This window comes from Streptomyces uncialis, assembly GCF_001905345.1.
GTDB classification, from domain to species: domain Bacteria; phylum Actinomycetota; class Actinomycetes; order Streptomycetales; family Streptomycetaceae; genus Streptomyces; species Streptomyces uncialis.
In genome coordinates, this window is sequence record NZ_LFBV01000004.1 from 518,340 (window position 1) to 535,488 (window position 17,149).

General features: G+C 73.5%; 19 protein-coding genes and 1 pseudogene. 13 read left to right on the forward strand and 7 right to left on the reverse strand.

Annotated features, from left to right (window positions below; all coding sequences use genetic code 11):
• Positions 1–34: 34 nt before the first annotated feature.
• Entirely contained in the window at positions 35–928 is an 894-nt protein-coding gene (locus AB852_RS19345) for a 2-hydroxy-3-oxopropionate reductase (RefSeq protein ID WP_073789984.1), read from the reverse strand.
• A gap of 179 nt (positions 929–1,107) precedes the next feature.
• Positions 1,108–1,989, reverse strand: coding sequence for a TIM barrel protein (locus AB852_RS19350; protein ID WP_425444176.1), 882 nt, complete (start codon positions 1,987–1,989; stop codon positions 1,108–1,110).
• Positions 1,990–2,349: 360 nt separating this feature from the next.
• Here AB852_RS19350 and AB852_RS19355 point away from each other — a divergent pair, with 360 nt between their 5' ends.
• The 6 genes and pseudogenes from AB852_RS19355 to AB852_RS19380 all read left to right on the forward strand — a co-directional run bounded on the left by AB852_RS19355 (position 2,350) and on the right by AB852_RS19380 (position 6,592).
• Positions 2,350–2,634: a YkoF family thiamine-binding protein gene (locus AB852_RS19355; RefSeq protein ID WP_073789989.1), complete on the forward strand. Its 285-nt coding sequence runs from the start codon at positions 2,350–2,352 to the stop codon at positions 2,632–2,634.
• A gap of 53 nt (positions 2,635–2,687) precedes the next feature.
• Positions 2,688–2,987: pseudogene (locus tag AB852_RS40875) on the forward strand (helix-turn-helix domain-containing protein); the annotation flags it as partial.
• Positions 2,988–3,301: 314 nt separating this feature from the next.
• Positions 3,302–3,808, forward strand: coding sequence for a 2-oxo-4-hydroxy-4-carboxy-5-ureidoimidazoline decarboxylase (gene uraD / locus AB852_RS19365; protein WP_073789992.1), 507 nt, complete (start codon positions 3,302–3,304; stop codon positions 3,806–3,808).
• Entirely contained in the window at positions 3,805–4,176 is a 372-nt protein-coding gene (uraH, locus tag AB852_RS19370) for a hydroxyisourate hydrolase (protein ID WP_073789994.1), read from the forward strand. The genes uraD and uraH overlap by 4 nt, the downstream gene beginning before the upstream one ends.
• 6 nt (positions 4,177–4,182) lie before the next feature.
• On the forward strand, positions 4,183–5,142 hold the full coding sequence (gene pucL, locus AB852_RS19375) for a factor-independent urate hydroxylase (RefSeq protein ID WP_073789997.1): 960 nt from the start codon (positions 4,183–4,185) through the stop codon (positions 5,140–5,142).
• A gap of 61 nt (positions 5,143–5,203) precedes the next feature.
• Complete coding sequence (locus AB852_RS19380; RefSeq protein WP_073789999.1) at positions 5,204–6,592, forward strand: 8-oxoguanine deaminase; 1,389 nt, start codon at positions 5,204–5,206, stop codon at positions 6,590–6,592.
• Positions 6,593–6,635: 43 nt separating this feature from the next.
• Here AB852_RS19380 and AB852_RS19385 read toward each other — a convergent pair whose 3' ends face one another.
• The 4 genes from AB852_RS19385 to AB852_RS19400 all read right to left on the reverse strand — a co-directional run bounded on the left by AB852_RS19385 (position 6,636) and on the right by AB852_RS19400 (position 11,842).
• Positions 6,636–8,849, reverse strand: coding sequence for an alpha-N-acetylglucosaminidase (locus AB852_RS19385; protein WP_073790002.1), 2,214 nt, complete (start codon positions 8,847–8,849; stop codon positions 6,636–6,638).
• Positions 8,850–9,167: 318 nt separating this feature from the next.
• Positions 9,168–9,815 (reverse strand): hypothetical protein, encoded by a 648-nt coding sequence (locus AB852_RS19390; protein WP_073790004.1) that lies wholly within the window; start codon positions 9,813–9,815, stop codon positions 9,168–9,170.
• 126 nt (positions 9,816–9,941) lie between these two features.
• Positions 9,942–10,541, reverse strand: a complete 600-nt coding sequence (locus AB852_RS19395; RefSeq protein ID WP_073790006.1) for a histidine phosphatase family protein — start codon at positions 10,539–10,541, stop codon at positions 9,942–9,944.
• Between the two features lie 92 nt (positions 10,542–10,633).
• On the reverse strand, positions 10,634–11,842 hold the full coding sequence (locus AB852_RS19400) for a pyridoxal phosphate-dependent aminotransferase (protein WP_073790009.1): 1,209 nt from the start codon (positions 11,840–11,842) through the stop codon (positions 10,634–10,636).
• A gap of 129 nt (positions 11,843–11,971) precedes the next feature.
• Here AB852_RS19400 and AB852_RS19405 point away from each other — a divergent pair, with 129 nt between their 5' ends.
• The 3 genes from AB852_RS19405 to AB852_RS19415 all read left to right on the forward strand — a co-directional run bounded on the left by AB852_RS19405 (position 11,972) and on the right by AB852_RS19415 (position 14,597).
• Positions 11,972–12,649, forward strand: coding sequence for a winged helix-turn-helix transcriptional regulator (locus AB852_RS19405; protein WP_073790011.1), 678 nt, complete (start codon positions 11,972–11,974; stop codon positions 12,647–12,649).
• A 261-nt stretch (positions 12,650–12,910) separates the two neighbouring features.
• Positions 12,911–14,101, forward strand: coding sequence for an alpha/beta hydrolase family protein (locus AB852_RS19410; protein ID WP_073790014.1), 1,191 nt, complete (start codon positions 12,911–12,913; stop codon positions 14,099–14,101).
• 109 nt (positions 14,102–14,210) lie between these two features.
• Positions 14,211–14,597 carry a hypothetical protein gene (locus AB852_RS19415; RefSeq protein ID WP_143201257.1) on the forward strand — a complete coding sequence of 129 codons (387 nt, stop codon included), beginning with the start codon at positions 14,211–14,213 and terminating at the stop codon, positions 14,595–14,597.
• A gap of 200 nt (positions 14,598–14,797) precedes the next feature.
• Here AB852_RS19415 and AB852_RS19420 read toward each other — a convergent pair whose 3' ends face one another.
• Entirely contained in the window at positions 14,798–15,040 is a 243-nt protein-coding gene (locus AB852_RS19420) for a hypothetical protein (protein ID WP_073790019.1), read from the reverse strand.
• 329 nt (positions 15,041–15,369) lie between these two features.
• On the opposite strand from AB852_RS19420, the gene gvpO reads away from it, so the two are divergent.
• The 4 genes from gvpO to AB852_RS19440 are packed head-to-tail and all read left to right on the forward strand — an operon-like array spanning position 15,370 to position 17,113.
• A complete protein-coding gene (gene gvpO, locus AB852_RS19425; protein WP_079184769.1) occupies positions 15,370–15,678 on the forward strand; it encodes a gas vesicle protein GvpO in 309 nt (102 codons plus the stop codon).
• Between the two features lie 49 nt (positions 15,679–15,727).
• Positions 15,728–16,159, forward strand: coding sequence for a gas vesicle structural protein GvpA (locus AB852_RS19430; RefSeq protein WP_073790023.1), 432 nt, complete (start codon positions 15,728–15,730; stop codon positions 16,157–16,159).
• Positions 16,156–16,875 carry a GvpL/GvpF family gas vesicle protein gene (locus AB852_RS19435; protein WP_073790025.1) on the forward strand — a complete coding sequence of 240 codons (720 nt, stop codon included), beginning with the start codon at positions 16,156–16,158 and terminating at the stop codon, positions 16,873–16,875. Before AB852_RS19430 ends, AB852_RS19435 begins: the two co-directional genes overlap by 4 nt.
• Before the next feature lie 4 nt (positions 16,876–16,879).
• Complete coding sequence (locus AB852_RS19440) at positions 16,880–17,113, forward strand: gas vesicle protein GvpG (RefSeq protein ID WP_073790028.1); 234 nt, start codon at positions 16,880–16,882, stop codon at positions 17,111–17,113.
• The last annotated feature ends 36 nt before the right edge of the window (positions 17,114–17,149 follow it).

The window sequence follows — 17,149 nt, forward strand, 5'->3', positions numbered from 1 at the left end:
CAGGCCCTCGGAGGTGTCCTGACCCCCGGGGGCGTCAGACCTGTGTGCCGGAGAGCCGTTCCACCGAGCGCAGCAGTGCCGAGTGGTCGAGTCCGCCGTCGCCCTGCGCCCGCAGGGACGCCACGAGTTGGGCCACGACCGCCCCGAGCGGCAGCGCCGCCCCGACGGTCCGGGCCGCGTCGGTGACGATTCCCAGGTCCTTGTGGTGCAGGTCGATACGGAAGCCCGGGGCGAAGTCGCGGGTGAGGAAGTTGTCGCGCTTGCGGGTCAGTACGGTCGAACCGGCGAGCCCGCCGTTCAGCACGTCCAGCGCGGCGCCCAGGTCGACGCCGGACTTCTCCAGGAAGACCACGGCCTCCGCGCACGCCTGGATGTTGACGGCGACGATGAGCTGGTTGGCCGCCTTCACCGTCTGGCCCGAGCCGTGCGGCCCGCAGTGGACGACCGTGGTGCCCAGCGCGTCGAACAGCGGCTTCGCGGCCTCGAAGTCGGCCGCCTCGCCGCCCGCCATGATGGACAGGGTGGCCTCGACGGCCCCCGCCTCACCACCCGACACCGGGGCGTCGAGGACCCGCAGCCCCCGTTCCGCACCGGCCGCGGCCAGTTCCACGGAGGTCCGCGGGGTGATCGAGGACATGTCGATGAGCAGGGCGCCGGGCCGGGCGTGCGCCAGGATGCCTTCCGGGCCGTAGGCGATGGCCTCGACCTGCGGGGAGGCGGGCACCATCGTGACGATGATGTCGGCCTGCGCCACGGCCTGTGCCACCGAGGCGGCGGCGGTGCCCCCGGCCGCGGTCAGCCGGTCCAGCTTGGCCTGTTCGAGGGTGTGGCCGGTGACCCGGTAACCGGATTTGATCAGGTTCTCGGACATGGGGGAGCCCATGATGCCGAGGCCGATCCAGGCGACCTGCGGAAGCGGTGTGGTCATGGGGACCTCTCTCGACTCTCTGATGGGTGGTGAGGGGCGGCGGCCGCGGCCCCGCCGGGACCGTGCGTCCTCGGTCCGGGCGGTCTCGGCGGTCCGCCGTGGTCGTGGTGGGCGCGGTGGCCGTGAAGCACGTGGTGGGTGCGGTGGACGCCGGCGGCCGCGGGGTGGGGGTCGTGCGGTCAGCGCGCCGCCCGGTCGGCCGGGGGCAGCCAGTCGAAGGCCGCCGCGCTGGGTCCGTCGCCCGGCTTGTACTCCAGCCCGATCCAGCCGCCGTACCCGGCCTTGTCCAGCCGCCGGAGCAGATCCGCGAGCGGCAGGGAGCCCGTACCGGGGGCGCCGCGGCCCGGGTTGTCGGCGATCTGCACATGCCCGGTGCGGGGGGTGTACCGGTCGATGACCGTCGGCAGGTCCTCGCCGTTCATGGCCAGGTGGTAGAGGTCCATCAGGAAGCGGGCGTTGCCGAGACCGGTCTCGGCGTTCACCCGGTCCACGACCTCGATCGCGGCGGGCGCGCTCGCCAGCGGGTAGCGCGGGGACTCCGCGCGGTTCAGGGCCTCGATCAGCAGAACGGCCCCGATCCGGTCGGCGGCGCGCGCGGCGAGCTGGAGGTTGGTGAGGGCGATCGCGTCCTGCTCGGCCGGGTCGGTGCCGTCGACCCGGTTGCCGTACAGGGCGTTCAGCGCGCCGCAGCCCAGTGACCCGGCGAAGTCCGCGGCGGCGGCGATGTTCGCACGGAACCGCTCCGACTCCTCGCCCGGCAGGGAGAGGGCGCCCCGGTCGGGGCCCGGCAGCCGCCCCGCGTAGAAGTTGAGCCCGGTGAGCCGTACGCCCGCGTCCTCGAAGGCGCCCTTGAGCGCGTCCCGTTCGGCGGACGGCGGCTCGGGGGCGTCGATCCAGGGCCACCACAGCTCGGCCGCGGTGAATCCGGCCGCGGCGGCTGCCGCCGGGCGCTCCAGCAGGGGCAGTTCGGTGAAGAGGATCGACAGGTTCACCGTGTAGCGCCGTCCGGCGGCCTGGTCCGTCGAGAAGTCCGTCATGGCCCGCGCCCCTTCTGCCGTCATGCCATCACCCTCTATGAATTCCGTATGGTGGAAATATATTTCTGCTGTACGGAAATGCTGCCCGGGGCGTCGCGCGCTGTCAAGGGGTCGCCCGAGGATCGCCCCGCCCGGCGGTTCACCCGCCCGGGCCGCCCGGCCGTCGGATCGGGCACCCGGCCCGCCGCGCGTTGTCCCTGGTGGCGGTCGTGGGCCACGACCGCGGAGGGATGGTGGCGCACGGGCTGTTCGCCGCGGGGCTGCCGGCCGGTGGACTCCGCCGAACACCCGGGGGCGGGTCCGTTAGGGTCGTCCCCGAGCATCCGGGACCGCCGTGCGGACGCCTCCGCCCCGCGGACCGGAGCCGGAAACCCAGGAGGCGCGGTGCGGCTGAGGGTGGAGTTCACGACCGAGCCCTTCGATCTCGACGAGACGCCGGGGCACGCCCTGGTCGCCCGTGAGGTCATCGAGGACGCGGGTCTCGACGCCGTCGACGTCGGCCCGTTCGGCAACACCGCCGAAGGCCGGGCGGACGCGGTGCTCGGCGCGGTCGGCGAGCTGCTGCGCCGGACCCTCGGCGCGGGGGCGACCCGGATCTCCGTCCAGCTGAACGTCCTCGCCGACGAAGGCCCCGCCCCGGCCGCCGGTGCCCGGGAGGGCGACCGGTGAACGACGCCCCGACCGGCCCCTTCGTCGCCGCCGTCGCCCCGCTCGTGGACGCGATGGGCGGCGAACTGCTCCCGCCGGAGCAGGCCGGTGACGACGACATCGTCCTCGCCTGGGAGGGCCGGGACGTGGTCGCCGTCCGGCTGCCGCGTCTCGCGGAATCCCTCGACCGCATCCTCGCCGGACTGGAGCGCACCTGGGGCAGGCCCCTCGCGGAACTCGACCGCAAGGCCAAGCAGCGGGTCGTCCGGAGCCTGGAGGCCCGCGGCGCCTTCGCCGTGCGGCACGGGGTGGAGACCGTCGCCGGAGCGCTCGGCGTCAGCCGCTTCACCGTCTACAACTACCTGAACCGGGAGAACCCTCCGAACCGGGAGAACCTTCCGGGCGGGGCGAGCCTTCCGAACCGGGAGAACCCTCCGGACGGGGCGAGCCCTCCGAACCGGCAGACCCATCCGGGCGGGGCGAGCCCATCGAGCCGAGAAAGCCGCCCGAGCGCGGCGAACCCTCCGAGCCGGGAGAGCGCGGCCGAGGACGGCTGACCCCCGGTGGCCGCGGGCCCCTGGGGCGGGGCCACGACACCGAACGCCGTTGTTCAACAAAGTGTTGACGCGGCGGCGTCGCTGGCGTTAGCTGTCCGCACCCGTCCGGCACCAGCCCCCGGAGGCCGTCCGTGACATCGTCAGCGAGTGCGGGCAGCGCCCGGTTCAACGCCCTGTCGCGGGACGCCGCGACCGCCGAACTCCGTGCGGTGTGCGCCTCGGCCGCGTGGATCGACGGCCTGCTCGCCCGGCGCCCGTACCTGTCGGACGGTGAGCTGCTCGCCGCCGCCGACACCGTCACCGCGGGGCTGGAACCCGCCGACCTCGCCGAGGCACTGGCCGCGCATCCGCCGATCGGGCGTCCCGAACCCGGCGCCTCCGCACGGGAACAGCGGGGCATGGCCGGTGCCTCCGCGGAGCTCCGGGCCGACCTGCTCGACCTCAACCTCGCCTACCAGGAACGCTTCGGCCATGTCTTCCTGATCTGCGCCACCGGCCGTACGGCCGGTGAGATGCGGGACGCGGCCAGGGAACGGCTCGGCAACACGCCCGAACGGGAACGGGAGACCGTCCGCACCGAACTGGGGAGGATCAACCGCGTCCGGCTGATCCGACTGCTCGAAGGGGAGCACACATGAGTGCCGTCACCGTCCCTCGCCCACCGTCCGTGTCCACCCATGTGCTGGACACCGCCCGGGGCCGCCCCGCCGAGGGCGTCGCCGTGCGGCTCGCGGCCCGTCCCGGTCCGGGCGACCCCTGGCGGGACCTCGGCGGGGCGCGGACCGACGCCGACGGGCGATGCGCCGACCTCCCCGCCCCGCCGCCGGACACCGCGCATGTCCGGCTCGACTTCGAGGTCGGACCGTACACCGGGCCGCCCCGGGACGGGACGGCACCCGCGTTCTTCCCGGAGGTGGCGGTCACCTTCGCCGTCGTCGCGGGCGAGCACTACCACGTACCGCTGCTGCTCAGTCCCTTCGGCTACTCCGTGTACCGGGGGAGCTGACGGACCATGACGGACAACCACCGCGCCCCGACCGGCCCCGCCGGTCCCGCCCCGGCCGTGCTCGCGCAGAACCAGTACGGCAAGGCGGAGACCCGGGTCGTGCGGATCACCCGGGACGGCGCCACCCACCATCTGAAGGACCTGAACGTCTCCGTCGCGCTGTCCGGGGAGATGGCCGAGGTCCACCACCACGGCCGCAACACCAACGTCCTGCCGACCGACACCGTCAAGAACACCGTGTACGCCTTCGCGAAGGAGCACGGCATCGCGTCGGCCGAGGGGTTCGGCCTGCTCCTCGCCCGGCACTTCGTCACCACCCAGGAGCCGATCCACCGGGCCCGGGTCCGGATCGAGGAATACGCGTGGGACCGCATAGAGGCACCCGCTCCCCGCCCCGCCGGGACCCCCGAGCCCAGGCACTCCTTCGTCCGCCGCGGCCAGGAGACCCGGGTCACCCAGATCACCTACGACGGAGCCCGGTGGGAAGTGGTCTCCGGGCTGACCGGTCTGGTCGTGCTGAACTCCACGCACTCGGAGTTCTGGGGCTACACCAAGGACCCGTACACCACCCTCCCGGAGGCGTACGACCGGATACTCGCCACCGAGGTGTCCGCCCGCTGGCGCTTCCACTGGAGCGACGACGCCGAACCCGCGCCCGCCTGGGACACGTCCTGGACGCGGACCAGGGACCACGCGCTCCAGGCGTTCGCCGGGACGTACTCCCTCTCCCTCCAGCAGACCCTGTACGCCATGGGCGCCCGGATCATCGAGCACCGCCCGGAGATCGCGGAGGTCCGCCTGTCCCTCCCGAACAAGCACCACTTCCTCGTCGACCTGGAGCCGTTCGGGCTCGACAACGACAACGAGGTGTACCGCGTGGCCGACCGCCCGTACGGCCTGATCGAGGCCACCGTCGTCCGCGACGGCGTCGAACCCCGCATCCCCGTGGACCTCAGCCACCCCTGACCCGCTCAGGGACCTCGGCCCCCTGATCCACAACCCCTGACCCGCCCAGGAAGGACACAGGATGCCGGCTCACCACGGCCCCCGGCGGCTCGTCATCGAGAACTGCGCCGTCGCGACCGTCGACGCCGACGGCACCGAGTACCGGCGCGGGCATGTCGTGGTCCTCGGCGACCGTATCGAATCCGTCGGCCCCGGCCCCGCGCCCGCCGGACCCGCCGACGGGACACGCAGGATCGACGGCACCGGCCATCTGCTCACCCCGGGCCTGGTCAACACCCATCACCACTTCTACCAGTGGCTCACCCGGGGCCTCGCCACCGACCACCATCTGTTCGACTGGCTGGTGGCCCTCTACCCGGTCTGGGCCCGGATCGACGAGCCCATGGTCCACGCCGCCGCGCGCGGCTCCCTCGCGATGATGGCGCGCGGCGGGGTCACCACCGCCATGGACCACCACTACGTCTTCCCGCGCGGCTCCGGCGACCTGTCCGGGACCATCATCGGCGCGGCGTCCGCCATGGGCCTGCGGTTCACCCTCGCCCGCGGCTCCATGGACCTGGGCGAGTCCGCGGGCGGGCTGCCCCCGGACTTCGCCGTGGAGAGCCTCGATGACGCGCTGGCCGCCACCGAGGCGACCATCGACGCCCACCACGACCCCTCGCCCGGCGCGCTCACCCAGATCGCCGTCGCGCCCTGCTCGCCCTTCTCCGTGAGCACCGAACTCCTCGTCCGGGGAGCGGAACTCGCCCGCAGCAAGGGAGTACGGCTGCACACCCACGGCTCGGAGACCAGGGAGGAGGACAGCTTCTGCCGCGAGCGGTTCGGCATGGGCCCCACCGACTACCTCGCGTCCACCGGCTGGCTCGGCGAGGACGTCTGGATGGCCCACTGCGTATGGATGAGCGACGCGGACATCGACGCCTTCGCCCGTACCCGCACCGGGGTCGCCCACTGCCCGTCGTCCAACGCCCGGCTCGGTGCCGGGATCGCCCGGGTCCCCGATCTGCTCGCCGCCGGGGTGCCCGTCGGCCTCGGGGTCGACGGAACCGCGTCCAACGAGACCGGCGAGCTGCACACGGAGCTGCGCAACGCCCTGCTCGTCAACCGCCTCGGACCGCACCAGCAGCGGGCGCTCGGCGTCCGGCAGGCACTGCGGCTCGGTACGTACGGCGGTGCCCAGGTCCTCGGGCGGGCCGCCGAGATCGGCTCGATCGAGCCCGGCAAGCTCGCCGACCTGGTCCTGTGGCGGCTCGACACCCTCGCCCACGCCTCCATGGCGGACCCGGTGGCCGCGCTCGTCCTCGGCGCTCCGGCCCCGGTCACCCTGTCCCTGGTCGGCGGCCGACCCGTGGTCCAGGACGGCCGGCTCCTGCACGACGACGAGGACGCCATCGCCCGCACCACCCGCGAACAGGCCCGCCGGCTCACCCGGATAGCCGCCGGGGATTGAAGCTGGGCCCGGTGCCCGGTGCCCGGTGCCCGGTGCCCCCCGGTCAGTCCTGCGCCGCGAGCCGGTCGCGGACCTCGCGCGCCACCTCGTACACGCTCCCCGACGGACGGGTCACCGGACGGCCGGGGGCCCGCGTCCAGCGGTCGTCCACCGCGAACCAGTCGATGGTCCGGGGCCTGCCGCCGGTACGCAGCGCCTCGGACAGCGAGTCGAAGTACATCGACCAGCGCAGCCGGTACAGGCCGCCGACCAGGCCCGCCCATTCACGGTTGCCGTAGTCGCGCAGCCCCGCGTCCGCGGCGGCGCGGGGGCCCCAGACCGTGATCAGCGACAGCGCGTCGTACGCCAGCCGGTCGCCCTCGGCCCGGTCGGCGCCCCACGCGCGGGCGTCCGCGAGATACCGGCCCAGCAGATGGTCACCATCGGTCGTCAGCAGACGTTCCATCAGGTCCATGAGCTCCAGCCACCGCCGGGTCAGCCGCTCGAACAGGACGGCGTCCTTGCCGTCGTACGCGGCCCGCACCCGGGGCAGCAGCTCCCGGCCGCGGTTCGACAGCGACTGGCGCGCCACGTCCAGCAGGTCCCTGCGGTACGCGGCCGACTTCCGCAGTCCGGCCCGCACCCGCAGCAGTTCGTCCAGCGCGGGCGCGAACTCGGCCGCGTCGTAACGCACCGCCTTCGGTGACCAGCGGGCCGCCCGGACCGCGTTCAGCGCGGGACGGGCCCCGAACAGCCCGTCGGCGCCCTCGCTCCATGAGTCGTCCCGCGTCGTCCCGTACACGGTGCGCCGCAGCCGGTCCCAGGCCGCCGCCGCGTGCGGGTCCCGCCCGCCGTACCGGGCACGCGCCCAGGTGGCGAACCACGCCGTGAGGTCCGGCCCGCCGTCCAGCCAGGCGAGCTCGGAGAACAGCTCGAAGGCGGCCGGGTTGTTGTCGGCGGCCTCCGGCATCAGCGCGATACCCCGCAGCGCGCTGCCCGGACGCTCCAGCGCGGCCGGGTACGACCGCGCCCACTCGGCCGCGTTGGCACCGAGGACGGTGTGGCCGCCGAAGTTCCAGATCGAGCCGTACGCGTACGGGACGCCGTTCCAGTCCGTCTCGCGGTCGGTGGTGCGCGGGAAGCGGTCGGCGATGCCGTCCACGATCAGCGTCCGCTCCGGGTCCACCGCGTCCACCACCGCGCGCGGCGGGTTGGTGCGCCAGCCGAGGGTCACCCACACCGCCTCCGGATGCGCCCGCCGCAGCGCGCCCTCCACCGCGCGCGCCGCCTCCGCGACCGGTACGTCGCCGGGGCTGCCGCCCTCGTGCAGCAGATCCATCTTGTACAGCCCGGTGGCGCCGAACAGCTCCTCCTGGACCCGGTAGTACGCCCGCGCCACCCGGCTGAACACCCCCGACCGCGGGTCCAGCCAGTCCGGCCGGGGAAAGCCGTACCAGATGCCCTGGGGCACCGTACGCGCGTCCTGGACGCGGGCCGCGAAGTCCGGCGGCACCGTGCCGAACCAGCCCGGCAGGACCGGGCTCATGCCCAGCTCCCGGAGCCGCCCGCAGATCCGGCGGCCGAGCGCCACGCGCGCGTCGATGAGCTGCCGGGACGGCGGGTCGGGGAACCCGGCGAGGTTCTGGAGCAGCCACCACGGCTGATGGGCGGGGCCGGGAATCCAGTTCCTCAGCTCCGCCTCGCCGTACCCGAACTCCTGGAAGACCCGGTGGTACACGGCCTCGGCGCCCGCCTGGACGAAGACCGCGTTGTAGCCGTGCAGCGCGAGCACGTCCAGCTCCCGCTCCCAGTAGGCCCAGTCCCGGTAGGCGCCCGTGTAGCCGTCGTTGGTGTCGTTCAGCGCGTACCGGTGGGGCACGCGCGCGGTGCGCGTGGTCGGCCGGGCGGGCGCGGGCAGCACCGCGGGCAGGCCGAGCTGCTCGCCCGCCCAGGTGATGCCGGCGTGCGCGGTGTGCTTCAAGTACCAGCGCAGCGCCGTGAGCTGGACCGCCGGGGTGCCGCCGCTGAGGGTGATCCGGCCCTTGGTCCCCGAGATCCGGAAGGTGTCCGGGCCGCCGCCGGGAACCGCACGGAAGTCCAGCTGGTCCGCGTGGCGTGGCAGCAGCCGCCGCGCGGCCCGCGCGGCGGGCCCGCCGTCCCCCGCCGCGCCCAGCGCGTGGGCGGAGCCCCCGCCCGCCCCCACGCCGGAGCAGGCCGCGACGGCCGCCCCGGCCGAACCGGCGGCGGCGGACAGCAGGGCACGGCGGGGGAGCGGCATGGGGCCTCCATGGGTGGGGAGCCCGAGCGGCACGGTGGCCACCGCGCCGCACGGGCCTCGACGGTCCGCGAGGTCGGGATCATGTGTATCCGGTGTGGCCGGAATGCGGGGACGGCGGGATTTTGTGTGACTGGCCGTGTCGGGACGGGACGGGGCGCTTTGCCGTGTCGCTGTCGCTGTCGCTGTCGCTGTCGCTGTCGCTGTCGCTGTCGCTGTCGCTGTCGGCCGTGCGACCCGGGTACGCCGGACGCGGTCACGCCGTGCAAGCCGGAGATGTACACGGTCACGCCGTACACAACACGGCCGGACGCGGCCAGGTCAGACGCGGCGGGGGGAGGCGAGGAGGTAGCGGTGTCCCGTACGGGGCTCCTGGTGCTCCGAGACCTGCCATCCCGCGCGCGTGAGCGCGTCCGCGCAGGCGCGCAGCCCGTCGCTGTCGGCCGCGCGTACGGTGACCGCCTCGGGCTGGGCGGAGCCCGCGACCTCGTAGCCGTCGGACTCCGTGGTCCGGGGCACGCGGCCCGCCGCCTCCAGGGCGAGCGCCGCCGCCGGTATGAGATGGGTCCGCTCCCATCCGCACGGCCGTTCCGTGGACCCGTCGGTGTGGGTCATCCGCCGCATCTCCAGCAGCCCCGCCCACGCGCTGTGCACCTCGCGGGCCCGGCCGGGACCGCCGGGGCCGGGTGCCTCGCCGCCGACCCGGGCGGCGAACACCCCGGTGTCCCGGGGCGGCGCTCCGGGGTCCGCCGCCGGGGCGGTGACCGGCGGCTCCGCGCCCCGCGGCGCCTCCCGCAGTCGGTGCCCGGCCGGGGTGAGGAACCAGTCGTGCGGCGGGCGCGGATGGCGGAACGCGAGCCGCAGCCGCCCCAGCGCGGCGAGCTGCGCCGGTGTGCCCCGCAGCCGCCCGGTCACGGACTCGGCCGCGGCGATCATCCGCAGCTGGGCGGCGCTCGGTGGTCGTGCCATGGCCGATGCTCCCCTCGGGCAACACTCCCTCGGAACCGGCCCCCGGCCGCCGGGAGCGCGGTGCGGCGCTCCCGGCGACGGGCCCCGGCGCGGCGAATCCCCCGTGAACTCCCCGCTGTCCGCAGCCTACGACGAGGGTCTGACATTCCAGCCCGCGACGACGGGCCGGCCGTGCTCGGTGCTCAGCCGACACACGGTCCCGGTCGCCAGCTGGAACAGCGCCCCGTGGGACGGCGGCAGCCCGAGCCGCCGGGCGGCCAGGACCCGCAGGAAGTGCCCGTGGGCGATCAGGACGACACTGCCCTCGTGGTTGGCGAGTGCGGCGTCCGCCTTGGCCAGCATCCGGTCGGCCCGCGCCCCCACCTCCTCGGGACTCTCCCCGGGGTGCTCGGGCGGCCCCGGGGCCACCCCGTCGTCGAACAGGAACCAGCCGGGCCGGGTGCGGTGGATCTCGACGGTGGTGATCCCCTCGTACCCGCCGTAGTCCCATTCGCGCAGGTCCGGGTCGATCCGGACGCCGGTCAGCCCGGCCAGCTCGGCGGTCTCCCGGGCGCGCTTCATCGGGCTGCTGATCGCGCTCGCGAGGTGGTGCGAGGTCAGCAGCGGGGCCAGCGAGCGGGCCTGCGCGCGGCCGTTGTCGGTGAGCGGCAGGTCCGTCCAGCTCGTGTGCTGTCCGGAGAGGGACCACTCGGTCTCTCCGTGCCGGACGAGAAGAAGATCACCCATGGGTCCTTGATACCACCGGAGGCGCTGTCGTCGGCCACGCGCGCGCGTGGCCGATCACGCGCGCCCACCGGAAGTGGCGCCCGGCGGCGCGCTCACTGCCGGTACCCGCTGAGGAACCGGCCGATCCGGCTGATCGCCGCGTCCAGGTCGTCCACGTGCGGCAGGGTGAGGATGCGGAAGTGGTCGGGGCGCGGCCAGTTGAAGCCGGTGCCCTGGACGACCTGGATCTTCTCCCGCAGCAGCAGGTCCAGGACGAACCGCTCGTCGTCGTGGATGGGGTGCACGGCCGGGTCGATGCGCGGGAACGCGTACAGGGCCCCCTTGGGCTTCACGCAGGACACCCCGGGGATCTCGTTGAGCTTCTCCCACGCGCGGTCGCGCTGTTCGCACAGCCGCCCGCCCGGGGCGGTCAGCTCATGGATGGTCTGCCGGCCGCCGAGGGCGGCCTGGATGGCGTACTGGGCGGGCGCGTTGGCGCACAGCCGCATGGACGCCAGCATGGTCAGCCCCTCCAGATAGTTGCGGGCGTGCTGCCGGGGGCCGGTGACGACCAGCCAGCCGGAGCGGAACCCCGCGACCCGGTGGGTCTTCGACAGTCCGCAGAAGGTGAGCACGACCAGGTCGGGGGCGAGCGCCGCGGCCGAGTGGTGCACGGCGTCGTCGTACAGGATCTGGTCGTAGATCTCGTCCGCGAGGACCATCAGCTGATGACGGCGGGCCAGGTCGAGGATGCCTTCGACGATCTCCTTCGGGTAGACCGCGCCCGTCGGGTTGTTCGGGTTGATGATGACGACGGCCCGGGTGCGGTCGGTGATCTTCGACGCCATGTCGTCGAGGTCCGGGTACCACTCGGCCTGCTCGTCGCACAGATAGTGCACCGCCTTGCCGCCCGCGAGCGTGGTGACGGCCGTCCACAGCGGGAAGTCCGGCGCCGGTACGAGGACCTCGTCCCCGTCCTCCAGGAGCGCCTGCACGGCCATGGAGACCAGTTCGGACACGCCGTTGCCGAGGAACACATCGTCCACGCCGACGTCCAGACCGAGCGTCTGGTACCGCTGCGCGACCGCGCGCCGGGCGGACAGTATGCCGCGTGAGTCGGTGTACCCATGGGCCTGCGGAAGCATCCGGATCATGTCCTGGACGATCTCCTCGGGCGCCTCGAACCCGAACAGCGCGGGGTTGCCCGTGTTCAGCCGGAGGACGGTGTGACCCGCCTCCTCCAGCGCGTTCGCCTGTTCGATGACCGGGCCGCGGATCTCGTAACAGACCTCGTTCAACTTGCTCGACTGCCGGAACTCCATGCGCTGGCCTCCCAGACCCTGTGGGGCTTCGACGCCGTTCCGTGCGGCGGACCGGTGCCCGGTACTGTGTTACTTGGTTTTACCAAGTGACCGCTTGGAAAGTCCAACAACTTGGCTAGACTGCGCCACATGCCACGTCAGCCGCATGCCGCGCCGGGCCGTCCCCGCCGCAGCTACGACCAGTACTGCGCCGCCGCCCGCGCCCTGGACGCCGTGGGCGACCGCTGGACCCTGCTGATCGCCCGGGAACTGCTCGCCGGGCCCCGCCGCTACACCGATCTGCACGCCGACCTGCCCGGCGTCAGCACCGACATGCTGGCGACCCGCCTCAGGGACATGGAACGCGACGGCCTCGCCGAACGCCGCAGACTCCCCGCGCCCGCCTCCGCCACCGTCTACACACTCACCGGACGCGGCGCCGCTCTGCTCCCGGTCCTCGACGCGCTCGCCGACTGGGGCGCCGCCGCGCTCACCGGCCCCGGCCCCACCGACGCCGTACGCGCCCACTGGTTCGCCCTCCCGCTGCGCCGCCGCCTCGCCGAACTCGGCGCCGAGGGACTGGTGGAGGTACGCCTCGACGAGGGCACCGCCTTCCACGTCCACCTCGGGGACACCGCCGGGGACCACCCCGCCGCGCCCTACGCCGAGGGCCCGGCCCCCCGCGACCCGGACGCCCTGCTGTCCCTCTCCATGGCCACCTGCGCGGCGGTCGCCCGCGCCGAACTGACCCTGGTGGAAGCGGTACGCGAGGGCCACGCGCGCGTGAGCGGCGACGGACGGCTCGCGAAGCTGCTGCGCGCCGACTGACGGGGCCGGGCGGGGCGCTCCCCGTCGTGGCTCAGCACGGTACGGGCGTGCGGGCCGGACGAGCGAGCCGGGGATGCGGACAAGCCGGGAAGCGGGCGAGCCGGGAAGCGGGCGAGCGGACCGGGCGTCCCCCGCCGCGCGCCCCGGCCGGAGACACGCGCGGCCCGGCCGGACGCATATGAGCAAGTAGGACGAACGCGGGACCTGCATGTCCTACTCGCCGCCGATGGGCCGCTCCAACGCCCGTACTAATGTCGTTACATGACAAGAATCCGTCGCGGCGCAGTCGCCGCCCTGCTTCTGCTCGCCCTGCCGCTGACTCTCGCGGGCCCCGCCAGCGCGGCCCCGTCCGCCGGGGCCGCGCGCACCGCCCCCGTCCCCCCGCTGGAGCTGCCCGCGCCCACCGGGAAGCACGCCGTGGGGACCAGTACCTTCCAGTTGAAGGACCGCAGCCGCACCGACCACTGGGTGCCGTCCTCCGGGGCGCGCAAGCTGCTCGTGTCCATGCACTATCCGGCGCGCGAGGGCACCGGGAAGCCCGCCGCCAGGCCGTACATGAGCGCGGAGGAGTCCCGGCTGCTGCTGACCCGGACGGGGATGGGTCAGCTGATACCCGCCGAGCACGCGGACAAGGTCGCCGCCACCCGTACCCACGCACGGGACCGGGCCGTCCCCGCGCGCGGGAAGCATCCGCTCGTGGTGCTGTCCCCCGGGTTCTCGCTGCCCAGGACGTCACTGACGCTGCTGGCCGAGGAACTGGCCAGCCGGGGCTACGTGGTGGCGTCCGTCGACCACCCCTACGAGTCCGAGGCCACCGCCTATCCGGGCCAGGGCGTCCTGCCCTGCACGTCCTGCCGGACGCTGGAGCAGGCGGGCGACATCCGGGCGTACGCCGCGGTGTCGGTCGGGCGGGCGAAGGACGTGTCCTTCCTGCTCGACCGGCTGACGGACAACCGGCCGCCCTGGCGGCACGCCCGGATGATCGACGACCGGCGGATCGGCATGGCCGGGCACTCCATCGGCGGGAACAGCGCCGCGCAGACCATGGCGACCGACCCGCGGGTCCGGGCCGGGGTGAACATGGACGGCAGCTTCATCCAGGAGGTACCGGCGACGGGGATCGGGAACCGCCCCTTCATGCTCCTCGGTGAAGGACACGACCAGGCCAAGGACGAGTTCTGGAGCTGGCACTCCAACTGGCCCCGGCTGGACGGCTGGAAGCGCTGGCTCACCGTCGACGGAAGCCACCATCTGAGCTTCGTCGACGGACCCGCGCTCGCCGACGGAATACCGGGCGCGCCGCGGAACCCCGCGCTCTCGGGCAAGCGTTCCGCCGAGATCACCCGGGGGTATGTGACGGCGTTCTTCGACCAGCATCTGCGGGGCATCGCACGGCCGGTGCTCGACGGACCCACCCCGGACAATCCCGAGGTCGTCTTCCACCAGCGCTGACCGGATGCCGCGCCGGGCCCGGGACACCGTCCGGGCCCGGCGCGAACGCGCCACCGTGAGCTCCGTCGCGCCACCGTGTGCTCCGTCCGGCGCGGGGTACGCGCGGTCCATGACACTCGCCCGAACGATGCCCGACAACGCCAACGGGTGGTGGGCGCTCCTCGCCGTCCTCGCCCTGTACGTGGTCGCCCGCTGGTTCCTCGCCTGGAACCAGGCACGCCGCGAAGGTGCCCCGAGCCCCCTGCGCGCCGCGTTCGACGAGGAGGAGCCCGACGAGGGCGGCGTCGCGACCGCGACGGCCTTCGGCGGCTTCCGCTCGTACCGGCAGTACTTCGCGTTCGTCGGCGGGGCCCTGGTCATCGGGCTGGTGCTCGGGCTGACCGAAGGGCGTACCCAGCTGGTGATGATGTGCACCGTGGTCCCCGCGGTGGTGATCACGGTGGCGTACCTCGACTTCCGGCGCGCCCGCAGCGCACGCGCCCGCGCACGGGTCTGATCCGGCCACGCTCCCCGCGACGGCTCCCGCCCGGCCGCACCAAGGCTCACGAAGCCGCTCCCGCCCGCCCGGCCGATGCGCACCGCGACGTGAACGATCACGACGCGCGGACCCGTCCGACGACACCGAATCCCGCACCGCACCCGCACCCGCACTCACGCCGCCGCGACCACCGCATCCGGCTCGGTGCCAACCCCCGCTCACACGAAGGTCATCCGCCTGCCCGCCGCGTGACGCCGCCGCGCGCGGGTGTGCGACCGGTGCGACCGGCGAGATCGGCCCGGTCGAACCCCGTCCCCGCCGCCGACCACCCCTGGACGACCGTGGACCGGGGAGCGAGCGGTCTTGTCGGAGGTCCGGAAGAGCCGGTCCTCCCACCACGCCATCATCGCCAGCAGTCCTCCCAGCAGCGGGAGCAGTGCCACTGCCACGGTGACGATCACATCCGATCACTCCTTCACCTGAGCGGTGCGGGTCGGGTTCTGTGCGTCGGCGTCCGGGGTGCCGGTATCGGGCGTGCCGGTGCCCGAGCGTCAGCGTTCGGGTACCCGGAAGGGGCCCTCCCATGGCCACGGGACGACTGCGGGAGGACTGCGGGAGGACTGAGGGACGTCCACGGGAGGACCGCGGGACGGACCGCGGGACACGCCGACCGGTGCGGGCGCCGTACCGGTGCCGGTGAGCGTGGAAGGCCCGGACCCTGCTCCAACTCGCCTTGTGAGTACCTGGTTTGAAGCCGAGCACTTCGGTCATGCGCTACAGGGAGGAAGACATGACAAAGGAATCCGAGAACAGCAAGGACGCGGCCGGGGAAGGGCCGCCGATCAGGGCCGCCGGAGTGATCCGCGCGGCGATGGAACAACTGGCGGAGCTGCTGGCGCAGCCCACCGAGGCGGTCACCGCGTGCGAGCGGGACGCCGAAGGGACCTGGCGGGTGACCGTCGAGGTCCTCGAACTGCCGCGCATCCCCGACACGATGAGCCTGCTGTCCTCGTACGAGGTGGAGCTGGACGGCCGTGGGGATCTGATCGCCTACCGGCGGACCCGGCGCTACGAGCGAGGCCGGGCGGACCGCCGCTGATCCATGGCTTCCCCGTACCCGTCCCCAAGACGAGAGGGAACCGGACTTCATGACTGTAGTTCCTGCCCAGACCGCACCCGCTGCCTCCGGCGGCGGTTCCAGCGGCCTGTACGACGTCCTCGAACTGGTACTGGACCGAGGTCTGGTCATCGACGCGTTCGTACGGGTCTCGCTGGTCGGCATCGAGATCCTCAAGATCGACATACGTGTCGTCGTGGCCAGTGTGGACACCTATCTGAGGTTCGCCGAGGCGTGCAACCGGCTCGACCTGGAAGCCGGACCGCGCAAGAACCCCGGCCTGCCCGAACTGGTCGGCGAGGCGACCGAGTCAGGTGCCAAGCAGAAGACGAAAGGAGCCCTGAGCGGCGCCGCGCAGTCGATCTCCGACGCGTTCCACGACGCCCGCGGCGACGGCTCCGAGGAGAAGAGCGAGAGCAAGCCGCGCAGGCGGTCCGCCTCCCGGAGCGAGGAGAAGGAATGAGTACCTATGTCTACGGCGTCACCCGCGCCGCGCAACCCCTTCCCTCCGGACTGGAGGGCATCGGCAAGCCCGCGCTGCCCGTCAGGACCGTACTCAGTGGCGCGCTGTGCGCCCTGGTCAGCGACGCGCCGGAGGAACTGAAGCCCAGGCGACGCGATCTGCTGGCCCATCAGAGGGTGGTCACCGGAGCCGCGGCCGACGGACCGGTGCTGCCCTTCCGGTTCGGCGGGGTGTCCCCGGACGACGACACCGTCGCCGCCGTCCTCGACGAGCACCAGGCCCACTATCTGCGCCGCCTGGAACTCCTGGAGGGCAAGGACGAGTTCAACGTCAAGGTCGACCACGACGAGGAGACCGTCCTGCGCGTGGTCCTCGAAAGCGACCCGGAGCTGCGGGCCCGGCACCTCGCCAACCGCGCCGCCGGGGGCGGCGACCAGGCGGAGAAGCTGGCCTTCGGTGAACTGGTGGCGCGGGCGGTCGCGCAGCGTGAGGGTCAGGACGCCGCCTTCGTGGAACAGACACTGTCCCCCTGGGCCGCCGGAACACGTCAGGGGCCGCCGGGCAGCGGCCGGCTCGCCAATCTCTCGTTCCTGGTGGAGCGGGAACGCAGGGAGGAGTTCCTGGCCGCGGTGCACCGCCTCAGCGAGGAGCACGCGCACCTGCTGGTGCAGGTGGCGGGACCCCTGCCCGCGTACAGCTTCACCGAGGAGGGATGAGCCGATGGGGCTGCTCAGCGAGGTGCTTCTGCTGCCCGCCGCGCCGGTCCGCGGCACGGCGTGGGTGCTGCGGCAGGTCGTGACGGAGGCGGAACGGCAGTACTACGACCCGGCCACGGTCCAGCGTGAACTGGCGCACCTCGTCGCCGCGTACGAGGCGGGCGAGATGACCGAGGACGAGTTCGAGGCGCGCGAGGACGAGCTGCTGGACCGGCTGGCCGCCGGGAGCGGACCGTGACCGGCGGACCGGAGGGCGCGCCCCCGCCCCGGACCG

What these genes read in the sequence shown, in the direction of transcription:
- AB852_RS19345 (WP_073789984.1), bottom strand. Translation starts at nt 928, where the DNA reads ATGACCACACCGCTTCCGCAGGTCGCCTGGATCGGCCTCGGCATCATG.
- AB852_RS19350 (WP_425444176.1), bottom strand. Translation starts at nt 1,989, where the DNA reads ATGACGGCAGAAGGGGCGCGGGCCATGACGGACTTCTCGACGGACCAG.
- uraH (WP_073789994.1), top strand. Translation starts at nt 3,805, where the DNA reads ATGAGTGCCGTCACCGTCCCTCGCCCACCGTCCGTGTCCACCCATGTG.
- pucL (WP_073789997.1), top strand. Translation starts at nt 4,183, where the DNA reads ATGACGGACAACCACCGCGCCCCGACCGGCCCCGCCGGTCCCGCCCCG.
- AB852_RS19380 (WP_073789999.1), top strand. Translation starts at nt 5,204, where the DNA reads ATGCCGGCTCACCACGGCCCCCGGCGGCTCGTCATCGAGAACTGCGCC.
- AB852_RS19385 (WP_073790002.1), bottom strand. Translation starts at nt 8,849, where the DNA reads ATGCCGCTCCCCCGCCGTGCCCTGCTGTCCGCCGCCGCCGGTTCGGCC.
- AB852_RS19390 (WP_073790004.1), bottom strand. Translation starts at nt 9,815, where the DNA reads ATGGCACGACCACCGAGCGCCGCCCAGCTGCGGATGATCGCCGCGGCC.
- AB852_RS19395 (WP_073790006.1), bottom strand. Translation starts at nt 10,541, where the DNA reads ATGGGTGATCTTCTTCTCGTCCGGCACGGAGAGACCGAGTGGTCCCTC.
- AB852_RS19400 (WP_073790009.1), bottom strand. Translation starts at nt 11,842, where the DNA reads ATGGAGTTCCGGCAGTCGAGCAAGTTGAACGAGGTCTGTTACGAGATC.
- AB852_RS19405 (WP_073790011.1), top strand. Translation starts at nt 11,972, where the DNA reads ATGCCACGTCAGCCGCATGCCGCGCCGGGCCGTCCCCGCCGCAGCTAC.
- AB852_RS19410 (WP_073790014.1), top strand. Translation starts at nt 12,911, where the DNA reads ATGACAAGAATCCGTCGCGGCGCAGTCGCCGCCCTGCTTCTGCTCGCC.
- AB852_RS19415 (WP_143201257.1), top strand. Translation starts at nt 14,211, where the DNA reads ATGACACTCGCCCGAACGATGCCCGACAACGCCAACGGGTGGTGGGCG.
- gvpO (WP_079184769.1), top strand. Translation starts at nt 15,370, where the DNA reads ATGACAAAGGAATCCGAGAACAGCAAGGACGCGGCCGGGGAAGGGCCG.
- AB852_RS19430 (WP_073790023.1), top strand. Translation starts at nt 15,728, where the DNA reads ATGACTGTAGTTCCTGCCCAGACCGCACCCGCTGCCTCCGGCGGCGGT.
- AB852_RS19435 (WP_073790025.1), top strand. Translation starts at nt 16,156, where the DNA reads ATGAGTACCTATGTCTACGGCGTCACCCGCGCCGCGCAACCCCTTCCC.
- AB852_RS19440 (WP_073790028.1), top strand. Translation starts at nt 16,880, where the DNA reads ATGGGGCTGCTCAGCGAGGTGCTTCTGCTGCCCGCCGCGCCGGTCCGC.